Source organism: Streptomyces sp. 13-12-16 (assembly GCF_002114215.1).
GTDB lineage: Bacteria > Actinomycetota > Actinomycetes > Streptomycetales > Streptomycetaceae > Streptomyces.
This window is the reverse complement of record NZ_NCTE01000421.1, coordinates 1-14,609: the sequence shown is the minus strand read 5'-3', so window position 1 is coordinate 14,609 and position 14,609 is coordinate 1. Positions and strand designations below refer to the sequence as shown.

The 14,609-nt window shown below is 71.1% G+C and carries 13 protein-coding genes and 1 pseudogene; 4 read left to right on the top strand and 10 right to left on the bottom strand.

From position 1 onward, the window contains the following. Positions 1 to 854 (bottom strand): alpha/beta fold hydrolase (locus tag B7767_RS17285; protein WP_143652525.1); only part of this gene is annotated, 854 nt, incomplete at its 3' end. Positions 855 to 1,013: 159 nt separating this feature from the next. Here B7767_RS17285 and B7767_RS17280 point away from each other — a divergent pair. From B7767_RS17280 to B7767_RS17265, 4 genes are all read left to right on the top strand, one after another. Next, positions 1,014 to 1,997, top strand: coding sequence for an ABC transporter ATP-binding protein (locus tag B7767_RS17280; RefSeq protein WP_085572978.1), 984 nt, complete (start codon positions 1,014 to 1,016; stop codon positions 1,995 to 1,997). Further along, positions 1,987 to 2,901, top strand: coding sequence for a hypothetical protein (locus tag B7767_RS17275; RefSeq protein ID WP_085572977.1), 915 nt, complete (start codon positions 1,987 to 1,989; stop codon positions 2,899 to 2,901). Before B7767_RS17280 ends, B7767_RS17275 begins: the two co-directional genes overlap by 11 nt. Before the next feature lie 223 nt (positions 2,902 to 3,124). Next, positions 3,125 to 4,036 (top strand): ABC transporter ATP-binding protein, encoded by a 912-nt coding sequence (locus tag B7767_RS17270; protein ID WP_085572976.1) that lies wholly within the window; start codon positions 3,125 to 3,127, stop codon positions 4,034 to 4,036. Positions 4,037 to 4,045: 9 nt separating this feature from the next. Beyond that, positions 4,046 to 4,765, top strand: a complete 720-nt coding sequence (locus B7767_RS17265; RefSeq protein ID WP_085572975.1) for an ABC transporter permease subunit — start codon at positions 4,046 to 4,048, stop codon at positions 4,763 to 4,765. A gap of 440 nt (positions 4,766 to 5,205) precedes the next feature. Here the strand turns inward: B7767_RS17265 and B7767_RS17260 are convergent, their stop codons facing one another. The 9 genes and pseudogenes from B7767_RS17260 to B7767_RS17220 all read right to left on the bottom strand — a co-directional run. Further along, complete coding sequence (locus tag B7767_RS17260; protein ID WP_085572974.1) at positions 5,206 to 6,012, bottom strand: HAD family hydrolase; 807 nt, start codon at positions 6,010 to 6,012, stop codon at positions 5,206 to 5,208. Continuing rightward, a complete protein-coding gene (gene serS / locus B7767_RS17255; protein ID WP_085572973.1) occupies positions 6,009 to 7,286 on the bottom strand; it encodes a serine--tRNA ligase in 1,278 nt (425 codons plus the stop codon). The genes B7767_RS17260 and serS overlap by 4 nt, the downstream gene beginning before the upstream one ends. A 536-nt stretch (positions 7,287 to 7,822) precedes the next feature. Next, on the bottom strand, positions 7,823 to 8,755 hold the full coding sequence (gene pheA / locus B7767_RS17250) for a prephenate dehydratase (RefSeq protein ID WP_085572972.1): 933 nt from the start codon (positions 8,753 to 8,755) through the stop codon (positions 7,823 to 7,825). Positions 8,756 to 8,826: 71 nt separating this feature from the next. Continuing rightward, on the bottom strand, positions 8,827 to 10,113 hold the full coding sequence (efeB, locus tag B7767_RS17245; RefSeq protein ID WP_085572971.1) for an iron uptake transporter deferrochelatase/peroxidase subunit: 1,287 nt from the start codon (positions 10,111 to 10,113) through the stop codon (positions 8,827 to 8,829). A gap of 9 nt (positions 10,114 to 10,122) precedes the next feature. Next, a complete protein-coding gene (locus B7767_RS17240; protein ID WP_085572970.1) occupies positions 10,123 to 12,045 on the bottom strand; it encodes a copper resistance CopC/CopD family protein in 1,923 nt (640 codons plus the stop codon). 13 nt (positions 12,046 to 12,058) lie between these two features. Continuing rightward, positions 12,059 to 12,508, bottom strand: a complete 450-nt coding sequence (locus tag B7767_RS17235; protein ID WP_085572969.1) for a copper chaperone PCu(A)C — start codon at positions 12,506 to 12,508, stop codon at positions 12,059 to 12,061. Further along, entirely contained in the window at positions 12,505 to 13,161 is a 657-nt protein-coding gene (locus tag B7767_RS17230) for an SCO family protein (RefSeq protein ID WP_085572968.1), read from the bottom strand. Before B7767_RS17230 ends, B7767_RS17235 begins: the two co-directional genes overlap by 4 nt. A 92-nt stretch (positions 13,162 to 13,253) precedes the next feature. Then, entirely contained in the window at positions 13,254 to 14,009 is a 756-nt protein-coding gene (locus B7767_RS17225) for a YcnI family protein (RefSeq protein WP_085572967.1), read from the bottom strand. Positions 14,010 to 14,197: 188 nt separating this feature from the next. Continuing rightward, a pseudogene (locus B7767_RS17220) lies at positions 14,198 to 14,609 on the bottom strand (hypothetical protein); the annotation flags it as partial.

Sequence of the window (14,609 nt, the reverse complement as noted above, 5' to 3'; positions counted from 1 at the left end):
GGGCGGGTGCGCGGGATCCAGTGCCGGGCCGGCAGCGTCCGCCGCGTCAGCCGCGGCACCCACAGCTCCAGGTCCTCGTAGAGCCGCTCCGAGAGGAACGCGTCCCCCAGCGGCGTGATGAGCTGCACGGGCGCGTGCGCGTGGGCGTCGGCGCGCGGGCTGCGCAGCCGGGGCCGCACGTTGTCCCGGTAGAGCCAGGCCCCGTGGGCCGCGTCCGACGGCAGGGACGGGGTCGGGTAGCCGCCGCCACCGGGCACCTTCTCGACGCGCTCCAGGATCCGCGGCCAGCGTCTGCCCAGGGGGCCGCGCCAGGCGAGTTCGGGCAGCACGGGCGTGTGCAGCAGGTACACGTACCAGGACTTGGCGCCCTGGCCCAGCAACTGGCCGACCCGGCGCGGGGTGGGCCGCTTCAGACGGCGGTCGATCCAGTGCCCGAAGTGGTCGAGCGACGGTCCCGACATCGACGTGAAGGAGGCGATCCGCCCCGCGGTGCGCCCGACCGTGACGAACTCCCAGGACTGCACCGAACCCCAGTCGTGCCCCACCAGGTGCACCGGCCGGTCCGGGCTGACCGCGTCGGCGACGGCCAGGAAGTCGTCGGTCAGCTTCTCCAGGGTGAACCCGCCGCGCAGCGGGTGCGGTGCCGTGGACCGGCCGTGGCCCCGGACGTCGTACGCCACGACGTGGAAACGCTCGGCGAGCCGGGGCGCGACCTCCGACCACACCTCCTTGCTGTCCGGGTAGCCGTGCACCAGGACGACCGTCGGCCGCCCGCGCTCACCCAGCTCGGCCACGCACAGCTCGACCCCGCCCGTACGCACCCGGCGCTCCCGCGCACCCCTCAGTCCCGTCACACCGGCGAATGTGGCAGTTGTCGCAGGGCCCGTCAACGGCGCCCCGGAGTCCGTGCACGACTCCCGGGCAGGGCTCCCCCTACGGGCCCGTACGACTCCAGACGGACACCAAGACGGCTCTCCGGTCTGACGACCGGAGTGGTACGGGTCACTAGTGTCATGGACGTGACTGTGATCGTGACCGAAAGCCTGAGCAAGCGGTTCCCCCGGGTGACCGCTCTTGACCGGCTCTCCGTGGACGTCGGACCCGGTGTGACCGGACTCGTCGGAGCCAATGGAGCCGGCAAGTCCACACTGATCAAGATCCTGCTGGGTCTGTCCCCCGCCACCGAGGGCCGCGCCGAAGTGCTCGGACTCGACGTCGCCACCGAGGGCGCCGCCATCCGCGAACGGGTCGGCTACATGCCGGAGCACGACTGCCTGCCGCCGGACGTCTCGGCCACCGAGTTCGTCGTCCACATGGCGCGCATGTCCGGCCTGCCGCCCACCGCCGCGCGGGAGCGCACCGCGGACACCCTGCGCCACGTCGGCCTCTACGAGGAGCGCTACCGCCCCATCGGCGGCTACTCCACCGGCATGAAGCAGCGGGTGAAGCTCGCGCAGGCCCTCGTGCACGACCCCCAGCTGGTCTTCCTGGACGAGCCCACCAACGGCCTCGACCCGGTCGGCCGCGACGAGATGCTCGGCCTGATCCGCCGCATCCACACCGACTTCGGCATCTCGGTCCTGGTCACCTCCCACCTGCTGGGCGAACTGGAGCGCACCTGCGACCACGTCGTGGTCGTCGACGGCGGCAAGCTGCTGCGCTCCAGCTCCACCACGGACTTCACCCAGAACACCACGACCCTCGCGATCGAGGTCACCGACACCGACGAGCACCCGGACGGCACCCGCGCGGTGCGCGACGCGCTCCACGCGCGCGGGGTGACCGTCGAGGACGGCAGCGGACTGCCGGGCGCCGGACACATCCTGCTGCTCACCGCGCAGGGCGAGGAGACGTACGACCTGGTCCGCGACGTCATCGCGGACCTCGGCCTCGGCCTGGTGCGCATGGAACAGCGCCGGCACCACATCTCCGAGGTCTTCAAGGACGACGCGGACGGCGACGCGCAGCGGAAGGAGGCGGTCGGCCATGGCAACTGAGCAGTCCACGCAGACACCGGTCACTGCATCGGGTGACACCCGTATCCACAACATCGGCTACCGCTCCTACGACGGCCCCCGCCTCGGCCGCTCCTACGCGAGGCTCTCGCTGTACTCGCAGTCCCTGCGCGGCGCCTACGGCCTCGGCCGCTCGGTGAAGTCCAAGGTGCTGCCGATGCTGCTGTTCGTGGTGATGTGCGTGCCCGCCGCCATCATGGTGGCCGTCGCCGTCGCCACCAAGGCGGGCGACCTGCCGGTCGACTACACGAACTACGCGATCGTCATGCAGGCCGTCATCAGCCTGTACGTCGCCTCGCAGGCACCCCAGTCCGTCTCCCGCGACCTGCGCTTCAAGACCGTACCGCTGTACTTCTCGCGGCCCATCGAAACCGCCGACTACGTACGAGCCAAGTTCGCCGCGCTGGCCTCGGCCCTGTTCATCCTCACCGCCGCTCCCCTGCTGGTGCTGTACATCGGCGCACTGCTGGCCGAGCTCGACTTCACCGACCAGACCAAGGGATTCGCCCAGGGACTCGTCTCCGTGACACTGCTCTCGCTGCTCTTCGCCGGCATCGGCCTGGTGATCGCCTCGGTCACCCCGCGCCGCGGCTTCGGCATCGCGGCCGTCATCGCCGTGCTGACCATCACCTACGGCGCGGTCTCCACCCTCCAGGCGATCGCGGACGTCCAGGGCAGCGGCGGTGCCATCGCCTGGATCGGCCTGTTCTCGCCGATCACCCTCATCGACGGCGTGCAGTCCGCCTTCCTGGGCGCGAGCTCCGCCTTCCCGGGCGGGGTGGGCCCCTCGAACGGCGAGGGCGTGGTGTACGTCCTCGCCGTCCTCGGGTTCATTGCCACCAGCTATGGGCTGCTCATGCGCCGCTACAAGAAGGTGGGCCTTTGAACCCTCCCCCTTGCGAACAAGGAGGATTCCTGGCTCACGCCGCTCGGCCGCTCAGCGAGCGATCGAGTCTTACACGATCAATACCAGCCGGGTTGGAACCAGCCCGGTTCCCCAATGGAATGGAGGGTGTTGTGCTGGCTTGGTTCTCGCTCAGCACGCCGCGAGCGTACCGCAGTTCCGGGCCTTGCCACGCCCAAAATCTGGAAGCCCTCGGGAGGCTCAGGTGACCACGCTCAGCATCGACCACGTCTCCCGCTGGTTCGGCAACGTGGTCGCCGTCAACGACGTCACCATGACCATCGGCCCCGGCGTGACCGGACTGCTCGGCCCCAACGGCGCCGGGAAGTCCACCCTCATCAACATGATGGGCGGCTTCCTCGCCCCCTCCACCGGCACCGTCACCCTCGACGGACAGCAGGTGTGGCGCAACGAGGCCATCTACAAGCACATCGGCATCGTCCCCGAACGCGAGGCGATGTACGACTTCCTCACCGGCCGCGAATTCGTCCTCGCCAACGCCGAACTCCACGGCCTGGGCGCCAAGGCCGCCCAGCGGGCGCTGGCCACGGTCGAGATGGAGTACGCGCAGGACCGCAAGATCGCCACCTACTCCAAGGGCATGCGGCAGCGCGTGAAGATGGCGTCCGCGCTGGTCCACCAGCCGTCACTGCTCCTCCTCGACGAGCCCTTCAACGGCATGGACCCGCGTCAGCGCATGCAGCTCATGGACCTGCTGCGGCGGATGGGCGACGAGGGCCGCACCGTGCTGTTCTCCTCCCACATCCTCGAAGAGGTCGAACAGCTCGCCTGGCACATCGAGGTCGTCGTCGCCGGCCGGCACGCGGCCAGCGGCGACTTCCGCAGGATCCGCCGCCTGATGACGGACCGCCCGCACCGCTACCTGGTGCGCTCCAGCGACGACCGCGCCCTCGCGGCCGCGCTGATCGCCGACCCGTCGACGTCCGGCATCGAGGTCGACGTGGCGGAGGGCGCCCTGCGCATCCAGGCCGTCGACTTCGGCCGCTTCACCGCCCTGCTGCCGAAGGTCGCGCGCGAGCACGGCATCCGGCTGCTCACGGTCTCGCCGTCCGACGAGTCCCTCGAGTCCGTCTTCTCGTACCTGGTCGCGGCGTAGGAGGCCCTGATGTACGACCCCACAGTCGCCCGGCTCACCTACCGGGCCCTGCTCGGCCGGCGCCGGGCCCTCATCCTGGGCGCCCTGCCCCTGCTGCTGATCGTGATCTCCGTGGCCGTGCGCGCCCTCAGCGGCGCCGACGACCAGACGGCGGCCGACGTCCTCGGCGGGTTCGCGCTCGCCACCATGGTGCCGATCATCGGTGTCATCGCCGGCACCGGGGCCATCGGTCCCGAGATCGACGACGGCTCGGTGGTGTACCTGCTGTCCAAGCCGATCAAGCGGCCGACCATCATCTACACCAAGCTGATCGTCGCGATCGCCGTCACCATGGTGTTCTCGGCGGTGCCGACCCTGATCGCGGGCTTCGTCCTGAACGGCAACGGCCAGCAGGTCGCCGTCGCCTACACCGTGGCCGCGCTGGTCGCCTCCATCGCGTACTCGGCGCTCTTCCTGCTGCTCGGCACGGTCTCGCGGCACGCGGTGGTGTTCGGGCTGGTCTACGCGCTGGTCTGGGAGGCGCTGTTCGGCTCCCTGGTGCCCGGCGCGCGCACGCTGAGCGTCCAGCAGTGGTCGCTGGCGGTGGCGCAGAAGGTCTCCGGGGGTGACCTGGTCACCTCGGACGTGGGTCTGACGACCGCGACGGTGCTGCTGGCCGCGGTCACCGTGCTGGCCACCTGGTACGCCGGGCAGAAGCTGCGGTCGCTGACGCTCGCCGGCGAGGAGTGAGGGCCCCTCGCCGGTTTATTCGGTGGCGTCCGGCTCGCCCGGCGGGCAGAGTGGTTGTGTCCGCATCGCCGGGAAAGTCCGGCGTCGCCTGCTGGGAGAGGAGCGGGACGGTGTCCATGCACGGCACGTCCCACTCCTGTCAGGGCAGCCCGTGGCGGACTCCGGAGCAGTCCCCACCGCTCCGTCGAGTCCGCCCGTACGGGGAGCTGCCCGGGGCGGCCGCTTCGAGCACGCGCATCTCTGTCGCGTGGGCCGCCCTTCCCTGCTTTGTCGCCGTGGGGCGGGGGTGGGCCGGGCGACTCGGCGCTGCGAGGTGCCTCCCCCGCTCCCGGCTCCTCGCCCATGAGCGGGGGGCCTCCGTGAGCAGGAGGTGGCCCCACCGCCCACCCGTGCCGCCTCCCGGGCCCTCGAGGCGCCGGGGGAGGCGCTACTGCCCGCGGTCAGGGCAGAAGGCGTTCCAGGACCGCCGCGATGCCGTCGTCCTCGTTGGAGGTGGTCACCTCGTCGGCCACCGCCTTCAGTTCCTCGTGGGCGTTGGCCATGGCCACGCCGTGGGCGGACCAGGCGAACATCGGGATGTCGTTGGGCATGTCGCCGAAGGCGATCGTCTCCGCGGCCTTCATGCCCAGTCTGCGTGCCGCCAGTGACAGCCCCGTGGCCTTGGACAGGCCGAGCGGGAGCAGTTCGACGATGCCCTCGCCCGCCATGGTGACGGTGACGAACCCACCCGCCGCGCGGGTGGCCGCGTCGGCGAGCTCGTCCGAGGTCAGCTTCGGGTGCTGGATGTACAGCTTGTTCAGGGGCGCCGTCCACAGGTCCGACGCGTCCGTGAACGGGGTCGCGGGCAGGGCGCCCACGACCTCGTAACCGGGACCGACCAGCACCTCGCCGTCCAGGCCGTCACGGCTCGCCGCCAGGTACAGCGGGCCGACCTCCGCCTCGATCTTGGCCAGCGCCACTCCGGCCAGCTGCCGGTCCAGGGTCACCGACGTCAGCAGGCGGTGCGCCCCGGCGTCGTACACCTGGGCGCCCTGGGCGCAGACGGCGAGGCCCTCGTAGCCGAGGTCGTCGAGTATGGGGCGGGTCCAGGGGGCCGCGCGGCCGGTGACGACGATGTGCGCGGCGCCCGCCGCGGTGGCCGCGGCGAGCGCGTCACGGGTGCGGCGGGAGACCGAGTGGTCGCCCCGCAGCAGCGTGCCGTCGAGGTCGGTGGCGACGAGCCGGTACGGGAAGGGGGCGGTGCTCACTTGGTGACCGGCTCCAGGATCTCCCGGCCGCCCAGGTACGGACGCAGCACCTCCGGCACGCGCACGGAGCCGTCGGCCTGCTGGTGGTTCTCCAGGATCGCCACGATCGTGCGCGGTACGGCGCACAGCGTGCCGTTGAGCGTGGCCAGCGGGCGCACCTTCTTGTCCTCACGGACGCGGATCGACAGCCGGCGCGACTGGAACTCGGTGCAGTCCGAGGTCGAGGTCAGCTCGCGGTACTTGCCCTGGGTCGGGATCCACGCCTCGCAGTCGTACTTGCGCGCGGCCGAGGAGCCCAGGTCGCCCGAGGCGACGTCGATCACGCGGAACGGCAGCTCCAGCGAGGTCAGCCACTGCTTCTCCCACTCCAGCAGCCGCTGGTGCTCCGCCTGGGAGTCCTCCGGCGTGACGTACGAGAACATCTCGACCTTGTCGAACTGGTGCACGCGGAAGATGCCCCGGGTGTCCTTGCCGTGCGAGCCGGCCTCGCGGCGGAAGCAGGGCGAGAAGCCCGCGTACCGCAGCGGCAGCCGGTCGGCGTCGATGATCTCGTCCATGTGGTACGCGGCCAGCGCCACCTCGGACGTGCCGACCAGGTAGAGGTCGTCCTTGTCGAGGTGGTAGACGTCCTGGGCCGCCTGGCCGAGGAAGCCGGTGCCCGCCATCGACTGGGGGCGCACCAGCGCGGGGGTCAGCATCGGCGTGAAGCCGGCGGCCGTGGCCTGCGCCATCGCCGCGTTCACCAGGGCGAGCTCGAGCAGCGCGCCGACGCCGGTCAGGAAGTAGAAGCGCGAGCCCGAGACCTTGGCGCCCCGCTCGACGTCGATGGCGCCGAGGGTCTGGCCGAGTTCGAGGTGGTCCTTGGGCTCGAAGCCCTCGGCACCGAAGTCACGGATGGTGCCGTGCGTCTCCAGCGTGACGAAGTCCTCCTCGCCGCCGACGGGCACGTCGGGGTGGACGAGGTTGCTCAGCTTGAGCTGGAGCTCCTGGGTCTCGGCGTCGGCGGCGTCGCGCTCGGCGTCGGCGGCCTTCACGTCGGCCTTGAGCTGCTCGGCCTTCTTCAGCAGCTCGGCCTTCTCGTCGCCGGCCGCCTTGGGGATGAGCTTGCCGAGCGACTTCTGCTCGGCGCGCAGCTCGTCGAAGCGGACGCCGGACGACCTGCGCCGCTCGTCGGCAGACAGGAGGGCGTCGACGAGCGCGACGTCCTCTCCACGGGCGCGCTGCGAAGCGCGCACACGGTCGGGGTCCTCACGAAGCAGGCGAAGGTCAATCACGCGGTCAAGGCTACCGGTGCGGGGTGACGCCTCACGACTCACTATTGCGATGCGCGGTGCACGTTCCGTTATGGGTGAATTGCGAAGAGTGTTCCGCAAGGTCAATGAATGGGGTGCTCCCCCCGGAACGGGTTGGTTCACGGGACACAGGTTGACCGGGATTCCTTGCGCGGTACGGAACTTGGGCTCCGGTTGTCCACAGGCATCCACGCTCTCGGGAAGTTATCCACAGGGTGTGGGGAAGATCTGTGGACTTCGGAATTGATCGCTCCGAAGCGTCTGATCAAAGCTGAGGATTCCCAGGACAAACTCCCTTTCTCCCCACTTTTGAGTGGAAAAGGCTCACCCCAAAGGGTTGACCAAAGGAAAAGGGTGGACGAAGGGGGATGTGCTGGGTGATGAACGAGGTCATGCGCCGTGGAGTGATTTGTCGACTGAGTGCGGCTTCGGTGTCGACTTGTCCCCAGATGGAGAAGCGGACCTGTGGATAACTCCTGTGGACAACGAAAATCAGCAGGTAGGACCGGCCGGTCCCGTCAGAACCGCCCGTCCTGACACCGCACGACCCAGTCCGCCGCCCCCACGAACTCCTCGTCCGACGTTCCGGGGAACGGCGGCCGCACCTCTCCGGGGCGCACATCCGCACGCGGGTACGAACCGAGGAAACGCACCTGCAGACAGATCCGCTTGAGTCCCGTCAGCGCCTCGGCCATCCGACGGTCCGAGATATGCCCCTCGGCGTCGATGCAGAAGCAGTAGTTGCCGATCCCGGCACCGGTCGGCCGGGACTGGAGCAGCATCAGGTTGATGCCACGGGTGGCGAACTCGCCCAGCAGGTCGCGCAGCCCGCCGGGGTGGTCGTCGCGCTGCCACAGCACGACGGAGGTCTTGTCGGCGCCCGTGGGTGCTGCGGGCCGGGCGGGGCGCCCCACCAGCACGAACCGGGTCTGGGCGTTCTCCGCGTCGTGGATCTCCGTCTCCAGGGCCTCCAGGCCGTACCGGGCGGCGGCGAACTCACCGGCGAAGGCGGCGTCGTACCGGCCCTCCTGGACCAGTCGCGCACCGTCCGCGTTGGAGGCGGCCGACTCCCAGACGGCGTCCGGGAGGTGCGTCTTGAGCCAGTTGCGGACCTGCGGCTGGGCGGCCGGGTGGGCGGTGACCGTCTTGATGTCCGACAGCTTGGTGCCCGGACGGACGAGCAGCGCGAAGGTGATCGACAGCAGCACCTCGCGGTAGATCATCAGCGGGGCGCCCGCGACCAGTTCGTCGAGGGTGGTGGTGATACCGCCCTCGACGGAGTTCTCGATGGGGACGAACGCGGCCTCGGCCTCGCCGACGCGCACCGCGTCGAGCGCGGACTGCACGGACACGTACGGGATCAGCTCACGGGTGGCCGCCTCGGGAAGCGTGCGCAGGGCGACTTCGGTGAAGGTGCCCTCTGGACCGAGATACGCATAGCTCGCTGGCATGACCTCACCCTAATGGGCCCCCGGCCGACGGCGGCCCCGCCAGAGCCCTCAGGGGTGACACGGGACGGTTCTCACCCCTCCAGCAGCCGCTGCCCCACATACTCCCCCTCCGCCGCGCCGCCCGGCACCGCGAACAGCCCGCTCGCCTCGTGGCGGACGAACGGCGTCAGGGCGTCGCCCCGGTCGAGTTTGCGCTGCACCGGCACGAAGCCGCGCAGCGGATCGGCCTGCCAGCAGATGAACAGCAGCCCCGCGTCCGGCGTCCCGTCCGCGTCGATGCCGTCGTGGTACGAGAACGGGCGGCGGAGCATGGCGGCACCGCCGTTCTGGTCGGGCCGGGTGATCCTCGCGTGGGCGTTGATCGGGACGACCAGGTTGCCCCGGGAATCCGTCTTCTCCAGGTCCATCTCGGACGTCTCGGTGCCCCCGGACAGCGGCGCCCCGTCGGACTTGCGGCGCCCGATGACGCTCTCCTGCTCCTTGACCGGCAGCTTCTCCCAGTCGTCCAGCAGCATGCGGATACGGCGTACGACGGCGTAGGAGCCGTTCGCCATCCAGGCCGGCTCGCCCTTCCCGGGGACGAAGATCCGCTCGTCGAAGTCGGGTTCGGCGGGCTTGGGGTTGCGGGTGCCGTCGACCTGGCCCATCAGGTTGCGGGCGGTCATCGGACGGGCGGTGGCGCCGGGGGAGCGGTTGAAGCCGTTCATCTGCCAGCGCACCTTCGCCGCGGAGCCCGCGTCCTTCTGGACGGCGCGCAGGGCGTGGAAGGCCACGAGGGCGTCGTCGGCGCCGATCTGTACCCACAGGTCGCCGTTGCTGCGGGCCTTGTCGAGGTGGTCGGAGGAGAAGTCGGGCAGCGGGTCCAGGGCGACCGGTCGCTGCCTCTCCAGGCCGGTGCGGGCGAAGAAGCTGTGGCCGAAGCCGAAGGTGAGGGTCAGTGAGGAGGGGCCGGCGTCACGGGCCACGCCGGTGTCGTCCTGCGCACTGACCTCGCCCGCCATCAGCCGGCGGGCGGTGTCCGACCAGCGGCGCAGCAGGGCGGCGGCCTCCTTGCATCCTGCCCCGGGTGCGAGGTCGAAGGCGACGAGGTGGCCGCGGGCCTGGAGCGGCTGGGTGATGCCGGGCTGATGTTTCACGTGAAACTCGACCCGGCTGTCGCCCACCGACGTCAGCGGGGTGGCTCCGGCGGGTGCCGCCGCGTACCCCGCGGCTCCGCCCGCCGCCCCGAGGACGAGCCCGGTGGCACCGGCCGTGCCGAGCAGCCTGCGCCGGGAGATGCCGTTCCCGGTGGTCCGGTCCCCGGGCTCCTCCTGGGGTGCCCCGGTGGCCCGGGCCTGCGGAAGGGTCTGGTCAGCCATGGTGGTGGTTCAGCCGATCTTCGCGTTCTTCGAGACGGTCACCTGGTCGATGTCGGAGGTCCGCACGGTCACCTCGACCTTCCAGTCACCCGTCATGGGGATCTGTACTCCGCTCGCCGACCAGTGTCCGGTGGTGATGTGGTCGGGGACGACGGGCAGCGGCCCGATGTCCTTGGCGGAGAGGGTGAAGGCGACCTTCACCTCGGGGATGTCGAAGGCCTGGCCGTCCGGGCCCTCCACATGGACGTGCATGTCGTTGTCGCCGACCCGGGCGGGGTCGAGGTCGATCGTGACGACGCCCCTGCCGTTCTCGCCGCCGGTGTCGAAGGGCATGTTCAGCGTCACCGCGCCGGTGCCCTGGCCGGTCGAGGCGGACGGAGAGGACGAGGCGGAGGCGGCTGCCGCGGCCTCCTGCTCGGTGCGCCCCGGCTCGGTCTGCGTCAGCACGGTGGTGACGGCGAGCAGGACGACGGCGATGCCCGCCTCGGCGAGTACGGAGCGGCGCAGGCCGAAGCGGTTGGGGTCGGCGTCGCGCAGCCGCTTCTGCCGGGCGTTCTCCATCGCGGCCTGCTGCCGGGCGAGCTGAGCGGCCCGGGTGTCGCCGCCCTTTCCGGCCCCGGACTCGCCCTTCCCGGCTTCGGTGGCTTTGCCCGCCCCCGCCGGCTGCTTCTCCTTCTCCTCCTCAAGCACCGCCGGGGCCGGTGCCTCCGCCAGCCGTGCCGTCCAGCGCCGTGAGATCGAGGCGACCGCGACCATCACCACCACGAGCCCGATCTTGGCGAGCAGCAGCTGCCCGTACCGGGTGTCGGTCAACGCGGACCAGGAGCCGAGCTGCCGCCAGCTCTGGTAGACGCCGGTGACGGCCAGTGCCACCACACTGCCGAAGGCGAGCCGTGAGAACCGCTGGACGGCGTCCTGGTCGACCGGGGTGTCGGCGGGCGCCCGGTAGAGCGCGACGAGCAGGGTGGTCAGTCCGCCGAGCCAGGCGGCGACGGCCAGCAGGTGGAGCACGTCGACGGGCATGGCGACACCCGGCTGGAGTCCCTGGGAGGCGTGCTCGGACATGGCCCAGCTCGCGGCGAGCCCGGCCGCCACGACGGTCCCGCCGATCGCCAGCCCGAAGGTCAGGTCCCGCTTCTCCTCGGCTTCCCGCTTGTCATAAGCGCCGAACAGGACCGCGATGAACAGGGCCGCCGCGGCGAGCAGCAGCAGCCGGGAGACCAGTGCCGCGCCGGTCTTCGTCTGGAGCACGTCCCCGAGCAGCGACAGGTCGAAGACGTCCCCGACCGCCCCGGAGGTGGTGTAGGAGCCGCGCAGGAGCAGCAGCGCGAGCGTGGCCGCGGTCAGTGTCAGCCATCCGGAGACGACCAGCCGCTGCACCGCCCGTACCCCGGCGCCGCGCTCCCAGCAGGCGAGCACGAAGGCGGCCCCGCCGGCCAGGACGACGAAGCCGGCGTACGACACGTAGCGGCCGATGCCGTACAGCCGGCCGACCAGGCCGTCGTCGGAGGCCTGCGCGGAGGCGGAGACGGAGGTCTCGGAGGGGGCGCCGATGGAGAAGGTGAAGGCGCCGGCGACGGGATGGCTGTCCGCGGACACCACCTGGTAGGCCACGGTGTAGGTGCCGTCGGGCAACCCGCTGAGCAGCCGCACGGTGTACGTCGTGCCGCCGGGGTTGGCCGGGGTGCCCTTGTCGACCCGCTTGCCCTTGGGGTCGAGGACGCGCACGGCGTCGTCGCTCACCGCGATCTGCTCGGAGAAGGTGAGAGAGACCTGGGTGGGCGCCGTGTCGACCACCGCCCCCTGCCCGGGATCGCTGCCGGTCAGCGCGGCGTGCGCGGAGGCGGGAGCGGCTCCGGCGAGGAGCGCGCCGGTGACCGCCAGGAGCAGCAGCACCAGGATCCGCACGCGGGGGGCGATGGTCTGGGTCACAGGGGTGTCTCCCTCAGTGTCCGGTCTTCGGGGTGTAGGTGGCCGGCTTCACCGGTATCTCGACCGTGACGGGGTCCGACTCGGCGAAGCGCAGCTCGACGGAGACCTTCTGACCCTGCTTCGGCTTCCGCTTCAGCTGCTCGAACATCAGATGGTTGCCGCCGCTCTCCAGCACCAGGCTGCCGTGGGCCGGGATGTCGAGGGCCTCGACCTCCTGCATGGCCCCGTCGACGGTCTCGTGCACGGTGACCTGGCCGGCGACGTCGCTGCTGACCGAGGTCAGCCGGTCCGCGGAGCCGCCGTCGTTGGTGATGGTGAGGAAACCGGCGGCCATGTCGGAGACCGGCTGCGGCATGTACGCGGAGCCGACGGACAGCTCCGCCGGACCACTGTCGGAGCCGCCGCAGCTGGCCAGGGCCAGCGCCCCGGCGACGACCACGGCCGCGGCTGCCGGGCGCCTCACGGGTTCTCACCCTTGATGATCTTGGGGAGGTCCTTGGTGTAGTCCTCGACGGTGGCGTCCTCGCCGTAGAGGACGTACCCGCCGTCGGTCTTCGGCGAGAAGGCGACGACCTGGGTGCCGTGGTCGGAGACGGTCTTGCCGTTGTCGTCCTTGCGCGGCGGGTCGATCGAGATGCCGAGGGTGCGGGCACCGGCCTGGATGGTGTCGAAGTCGCCGGTCAGGCCGACGACCTGGGAGTCGATGCCCTTGAGCCACTTGCCCAGCGCGGCGGAGGTGTCACGCTCCGGATCGGTGGTGACGAACACGATCCGCAGCTCGTCCTGCTGCTCCCGGGGGAGCTGCTTCTTGGCCACGGCGAGGTTGTTCATCGTCAGCGGGCAGACGTCGGGGCAGTGCGTGTAGCCGAAGTAGATCAGCGTGGGACGGCCCGCGGTCTGCTCGCGGAGGTCGTACTCCTCACCGTTGGTGTCGGTGAGGACGAGGTCCGGCTTCTCGAACGGATTGTCGAGGACGGTGCCCGCCTTCTGGGCGCCGGCCTCCTCGGACACCACGGCGATGGGGTCGCCGCTGTCGCCGGACCCGCTCCCGCAGGCGGAGAGGGTGAGGGAGGCGACGGCGAGCAGGGCCGCGGCCGCGAAGGTCTTCTTGCGCATGAATGGTCCTGAGAGGTGAGTGCTCCGGCGCGCACCGGGAGGTCACGTGGGCCGTGAGCGGCCCGGTGCGCGCCGTCGAGATGAGGGAGGGGTCAGGCGGCGGTGCGCCGACGACCGGCGAGGACGCCGTAGGCGACGCCCGCGGCGCCGACCACGATGCCGACGACGCCCAGGACGCGGGCGGTGGTGTCCGTACCGCCGGAGTCGCCCTCGTCGCCGGAGGCGGAGGCCCGGGCGGAGGCGTTCTCGGCCGCCGCGGTGTCGCCGGAGGCCTTGTCGTCGTCCGCGGCACCGTGCGAGTGGCCGTCCTCGGAGGCCTCGGACAGGGTGAGCACGGGAGCCGGGTGCTCGGGCTCCTCCTGGCCCTCCTGCGGCACCTCGATCCAGCGGACGACCTCCTTGCTGGAGTACGTCTGCAGGGCCTTGAAGACGAGTTCGTCGGCGTCCTCGGGCAGCGTGCCCACGGACACCGGGAACTTCTGGAAGAAGCCGGGCTCGATGCCGTCGCCCTTGGCGGTCCAGGTGACCTTGGAGACGGCCTCGTTGATCTTCTTGCCGTGCAGCTCCAGCGGCTTGTCCAGCTTGGAGGTGGTGACCTTGACGTCCCAGCCCTCGACCGGCTGCGGCATCACGGAGGCCAGCGGGTGGTCCGTGGGGAAGGTGATCTCGAGCTTGGTGGTCGAGGCGTCGTCCCGCTCGTTGGGGACCTTGAAGCCGACGACCGCGTAGCCGCCCTTCGCGGCCTCACCCTCCGGCTGCACGCTGACGTGCGCGAAGCAGGGGGTGGACACGGCGAGGACGGCGGCACCGGCGACGGCACCGGCGGCGGCGATACGGGAAGCCTTCATGGCAGAAGCACTCCGCTTCGGTTGAGGTTTCACTGACGGTGAGGGATGTGCCGCGCGTACGACCGGACGGGCCCTTCGGGCAGGACGGCCGGGCGCACACGGAAACGGCCGCACGCGCGCGTGCCGCACGCCGGCGCCCCTCTCCTCGGTTCCTCGGCCGGAAAACCCGGAGTGGTGGTCGCCTGGCGTCAGGCGGCGAGAGCGAGTGCGGTGCCGGCGGCCGGCGGGCCCCGGCGGACCACCGTGTGGTGCAGTCCTGCGGAACGGGGCGGAAGCGGGGCGAGCAGCGCGGTGCGCGCCATGCGCGGGGCCCCTTCCGGTGCTCCCGGGAGTCCGGCGCGCAGGGCACGCACCAGGGCGAGCGCCGCGCGCAGGGACCGTACGAGGGCGCCCTCGGCGACACCGTGCGCCGACAGTTCGGCCAGCCGCAGCAGGGCCAGGTCACCGCGGCGCAGCAGCCATCCCGCGGCCATCGCGGCGAGGACGTGGCCGAGCAGCATCGGCAGTGACGGCAGCAGGGACGCCGGGGCGTCCGCGGCGGTCTCCGCGTGGGCGGCGGTCCCGGCACGGTGGATCCGCGCGTCGATGAGGACGCGCTCG